The organism is Pedobacter sp. 01T416_2 (genome assembly GCF_056398925.1).
Window position 1 is genome coordinate 1 of the sequence record NZ_JBFTQI010000462.1, and the last position, 4,751, is coordinate 4,751.

The 4,751-nt window shown below is 36.3% G+C and carries 6 protein-coding genes; 2 read left to right on the forward strand and 4 right to left on the reverse strand.

Annotated elements, in window-relative coordinates; all coding sequences use genetic code 11:
• Positions 1–345: 345 nt before the first annotated feature.
• Both AC1DPQ_RS17990 and AC1DPQ_RS17995 read right to left on the reverse strand, forming a co-directional pair.
• On the reverse strand, positions 346–1,248 hold the full coding sequence (locus AC1DPQ_RS17990) for a DMT family transporter (protein ID WP_477610426.1): 903 nt from the start codon (positions 1,246–1,248) through the stop codon (positions 346–348).
• The gene (locus AC1DPQ_RS17995) at positions 1,248–1,793 is read right to left on the reverse strand and encodes a GNAT family N-acetyltransferase (protein WP_477610427.1); all 546 of its coding nucleotides are present in this window, start codon (positions 1,791–1,793) and stop codon (positions 1,248–1,250) included. Before AC1DPQ_RS17995 ends, AC1DPQ_RS17990 begins: the two co-directional genes overlap by 1 nt.
• A 72-nt stretch (positions 1,794–1,865) precedes the next feature.
• On the opposite strand from AC1DPQ_RS17995, the gene AC1DPQ_RS18000 reads away from it, so the two are divergent.
• Entirely contained in the window at positions 1,866–2,732 is an 867-nt protein-coding gene (locus AC1DPQ_RS18000; RefSeq protein WP_477585346.1) for a LysR family transcriptional regulator, read from the forward strand.
• 39 nt (positions 2,733–2,771) lie between these two features.
• On the opposite strand, the gene AC1DPQ_RS18005 is transcribed toward AC1DPQ_RS18000, so the two are convergent.
• Together AC1DPQ_RS18005 and AC1DPQ_RS18010 are read right to left on the reverse strand one after the other, a co-directional pair.
• Positions 2,772–3,557 (reverse strand): DUF3108 domain-containing protein, encoded by a 786-nt coding sequence (locus tag AC1DPQ_RS18005; RefSeq protein WP_477610428.1) that lies wholly within the window; start codon positions 3,555–3,557, stop codon positions 2,772–2,774.
• A gap of 148 nt (positions 3,558–3,705) precedes the next feature.
• Entirely contained in the window at positions 3,706–4,128 is a 423-nt protein-coding gene (locus tag AC1DPQ_RS18010) for a hypothetical protein (RefSeq protein WP_477584993.1), read from the reverse strand.
• A 205-nt stretch (positions 4,129–4,333) separates the two neighbouring features.
• Between AC1DPQ_RS18010 and AC1DPQ_RS18015 the strand changes: the two genes are divergently transcribed.
• The coding region (locus AC1DPQ_RS18015) for a hypothetical protein (protein ID WP_477610429.1) at positions 4,334–4,751 on the forward strand (418 nt) is incomplete at its 3' end.

Consider the following 4,751-nt stretch of genomic DNA (forward strand, 5'->3'; position numbering starts at 1 on the left):
AACTGATTTTAAGGATGTTCTCACTTGTTAAGAGAGGAGAAATGTATGTCGAGAATTATAGGAGAGCGTCATAAAAGCTAAGAAAAATTCCTAAAAAAGAATTTTTCTTAAAATAAATTTGCAATTGTGATAAACCTAGAATACGACCGGAGCAACGCGCAGTGGAGAGATCTTTGGACCATATTAAAAGATCTCTCCACTACGGTCGAGATGACGATTCATTGTAAACCTGTCATCTAGCTCTTTTTTTTGGCTAAATACTAAATCTATCAATGACAAATCCCTAAAATCAGGAGCCATTCCCACCTGCCCGGGAATGGTAAAACAATGGGCTTTAAACTAAGCCTAATATTTTTTCTCCTTCGATATCTTAAGCATTGCAAATGGATTTGGCATTCTCCACTTCAGTTCAGAGATCAGCGTTGCTAAAAATATCATTCCGCCTCCAATCAATAACCTTGATGTAATTTCTTCTCCCAAAATAAAGTGTGCCGCGAAAGCTCCGAAAATAGGTTCGAAAAGATAGATGATAGATACCCTTTCGGCACTAATGTACTTTTGAGAAATATTCGATATGGTGTACATATATGCCGTTGAGAATAATGCGCAAAAAATAATACCAATCCAAAATGTTTCCTGCTGAGGAATCCAGGTGGCGTTTCCTTGAATAAACGTTAATAGAAAAGTTAATAAAGCACAGGTGGCAAACATAGGCACAATGGTAGGGATAATATCGCCTGCCGTTGATTCCTTTTCGATCTGGATTAAATATATGGCAAAACAAAAAGCACCGATAATGGTATATAAATCTCCGGTTCCAATACTGAATTTATCAGTAACCGATATTACAAAAAGCCCAATTAGCGCTGTGAATGCCGCAATCCATATTTTTAGTGCTGCAGGTTTTCGATAAATAATAAGTTTAATCACCGGAATCATTACAACGGTTATTCCGGCTACAAATGAACATTGCGATGCCGATGTATGTGTGATACCCAGTGTTTGCAAATAAATACCAAGTACTAGTGGAATAGCCAAACTTGCGCCTGTTTTGATCGCTGTTGAATCGAGTTTCTTTACATGTTTCCAGAAAATAACCGATAAAACCATTGTGGCGAGTAAAAAACGGTAGAACAAAAACAGAACAGGTTGGTGCTGTCCGATAGCAAGCTTGGTAACAGAAAATGAAATTCCCCAAAACGCGGTACCCAGTATCAATAAAATCAAAAAGAGGTTTCTTTTTTCCATTAGGATGCTTTTAATTCATTATCATTAACCAATACTTTTTTCATCATCAAATCTGTTTGTTCATCATCCCCAAGCCAAAACTTATGTTTGCCGAAAGGTGTAAAGCCATTTTTTTCGTAAAATCTTAATGCCCTGTAATTTTCTTCCCATACGCCCAGCCATACATAACTGGCTTGCATTTCAAGCGCAATATCAATGGCTTTTTGATAAAGTAGCTGGCCAACTTTTTGGCCGTAAAATGCTTTCAAAAGATAAATACGCTCAATTTCAAGTGCATCAAGATTTAGTTTTTCGGTTTGCGCTTGTCCTATGTTGATCTTTAAATAGCCAATGACTTCTCCATCAAGCTGTGCAAAATAAAACTGAGAATGCTGATTGCTCAGTTCCTCTTTCAGTTTTTCTTCAGAAAAGCCTTTTTCGAGGTACTCTTTCATATTTTCCTCACTGTTTACCGCGGCAAAAGCTTCGGAAAATGTTGTTCTCCCGATCTCCAGTAATTTTTTGATATCAGCTGGTGTTGCCCTTTCAATTATGATCTGCTCCATGGTACGAATGTAATAACTCTTTAAATGTAATAAAATGCTATTTTTTCATTTATTAATGCGTATTTTGCATTAATGGATCTTCAGCGAATCAAGTATTTTTTGGCCTTAGCAGAACAACTTCATTATTGGAAAACAGCTGAAAAGGTAAATATCACGCAGTCAGCCCTAACCCGCCAAATTCAGTCGCTCGAAAATGAATTGGGTCTGCAGCTTTTCGAACGTAATAAACGTAATGTGAAGCTCACTCCAGCAGGTAAATTCTTAAAAGAAAAATGGGAAGTAGAGTTAAGTGAGCTCGAATATATCCATCAGTTTGCCAAACAGATCCATTTAGGTGAACGCGGAACCATTACGATTGCACATCCTGATTCTATATCGGCTTCTATCATGCCCGATATTTTGGCTAAGATAACGCAGGCATTTCCACAGCTTCAAATTAAGTTGGTACAGGTTTTATATGAAAATCAGCTGGATTTTCTAAAGAACTATAAAATTGATCTGGCCATTACGAGGGATATCACCAGTGAGCAGGGTATTAAATCAAAAAAAATATACTCCGATCACCTGGCTCTGGTGGTTCCGTTAGCACATTCTTTTAAAAGATTCGAGGATTTATCTAAAGAAAGCCTTAAAGTGCAGAAGTTTATTCTGCCTACCAAGGATGAGGGTAGTAGCTATAGTGAGATTATTCAGGCACTTTTCAAATCTTACGATTTTGTTCCTGATGTATTTCTACATTCCGAATTTGGATCTACAATTATTGCACTCGTACGCAAGGGATTGGGAATAGCCATTTTGCCTGATTCTTATATGCACCATCAAAGTCCTGGCTTACGGTTTATTCCCTTGCCTTTTAAAACCGATATATTGATTAATTGGCGTGCCGATGACCACAATCCTGTGCTTGCGAATATTCTAAAACTTGTTTTTGATCATTAGAGATAATGCCAATGGTGCTGGACTTTTATCGTTAACACATTATTCTTCCAACAAGCTCATCTCCATTTTACGGCTACCTATGCTTATTTCCTGTTTATAAAGCTGTCTGGTTATCTGATCGATCTGGTAAATGCTTTTYGCACCTGTACCACCACCAATATCATCAGTTAACTCCACGATCCATACCTTTCTTTCGCCTGATTTGGCGGTAAGATATCTCCCTTCTTTTACACCGAGTAGGTGTACCTTCACAATCCCGGCCATCGTTTTAGGATTGTAATCATAAATATTAATGTCGGCTTTATAATCTGTTTTTAAAGGCAGCCAATTGATTAACATAGGGTAAAAATTACTGTCGAAATAGCTTGATTGTAACTTTTCGTTTATTGCTGTAGTTTTTTGAGTTATTTTATCCCGATAAAAGCCCTTAATCTCTTGATCAAAGTGGATCACCATATCACGCTGTGCATTGTAGCTGGAGTGATAGATTGGCGAAAGATCTGATTTATTTACAATTGTAGAATCTATCCATGAGGAGGCTTGTCCTTTTAGTTTTACTTCTGTAATTACTTGTACCTCATTATTCAACACCATAACTTTAGTATTTACAATACCTATTATAATCCTGGTCGTATCTTTAAGCATTGACCAGTTCATTCGATAAGTTTGATCTTTAATCCACTTTTTATCTACCAGGTTTTTTTTTGGAATGATAATTTCCTGGCTATAACTAAATAGTGGAATTGCACAGAGGAGAAATAAACGGATGATTTTTTTTAATACAGCTTGGTTAAGCGGTTTTATTGTAATGATATTTAGGTGCATTGGTTAAGCTTAAGGTGTATGTAAATATATAAAAGGTATAGATAACACAGCCAGGTTACTGTTATAACCTGGCTGTTTTAATGAATACGCCAATAATCGATATGTTTTAACAATAAATTGAGCCGCTGAAGAGGCTTTAAATGTCTTTTTACTGTTTTGTACCGCTGAAATTAAACGAAATGTCGCCCGATGCGGTTGGCAGGGTAACAATAGCGATATTTTTTGCCGCATGGTCGTATATCAATGTCCCTTCTGGAGCCCCAATCGCCTTGGCATCATTAGAACCCTGTATCGCCTGTATAGTGAAAATTTTTGATGTTACATTGGAATATGGCTCACCAGATTTTGCTGTAACCTTTACTTTGTTGCCATTCTCTTTTGTAACCTGGATAATTGCATTAAAATATTCGGTTGAAGTGATATCTACTGTCCCTTTATAGGTGCCTACAATTCTACCTGCGGCAGCTTCATCCGAATCATTTGACGGAACATTTTTGCCCTTGCAGGAAAATACAAGGGTTAATACCAATGTAAAGAACAACAATGATAAATTTTTACTAATTGATTTCATAGATTGATTTTTTAATATTTCTGTTTTAAACTGCTCAAAATTATCATGTATGTTTTTCTATGTATGTGCAGAAATGCTCAATTATAGCATTCGCCTGAAAAGAAACTGAAAATGTTTCACAGCAATAATTTGCTCAAAAAATGATCGTTTTAATGCAACAGTTATTATCTTGTGTTAATCTTAATCGCAAAAATATTATCAGCAGATGTATTTAACTTCATTGCCAGATCATTCCAGCCCTGATTTTGATCAGGATCTTCATTTTAGAAGGTTTAAAATGCAAAATGTTGTTTTTAATACCGTTAGCAGTTATAGCTTTTGTGATGATCATGTGGGATGTCTTTCTTTCAAAACGATATTAAAAGGAGAGGAGTGGTATGGTATTAATAAACGTAAGCTGGCAATTCGGCCCGGGCAGTTCCTGATCCTCAACAATGAACAAAATTATTCCTGTAAAATTGATACCATGGATAAGGTTAGGGGATTATCGGTGTTTTTTCAAAAAGATTTTGCGGCGCAAGTATTTCAGGATACTTTAAAAAGTGAAGTGGAATTATTGGATAATCCATTTTATAAGAATAATGAACAACCCGAGTTTTTTCAGACGTTGAATGGTATCGATC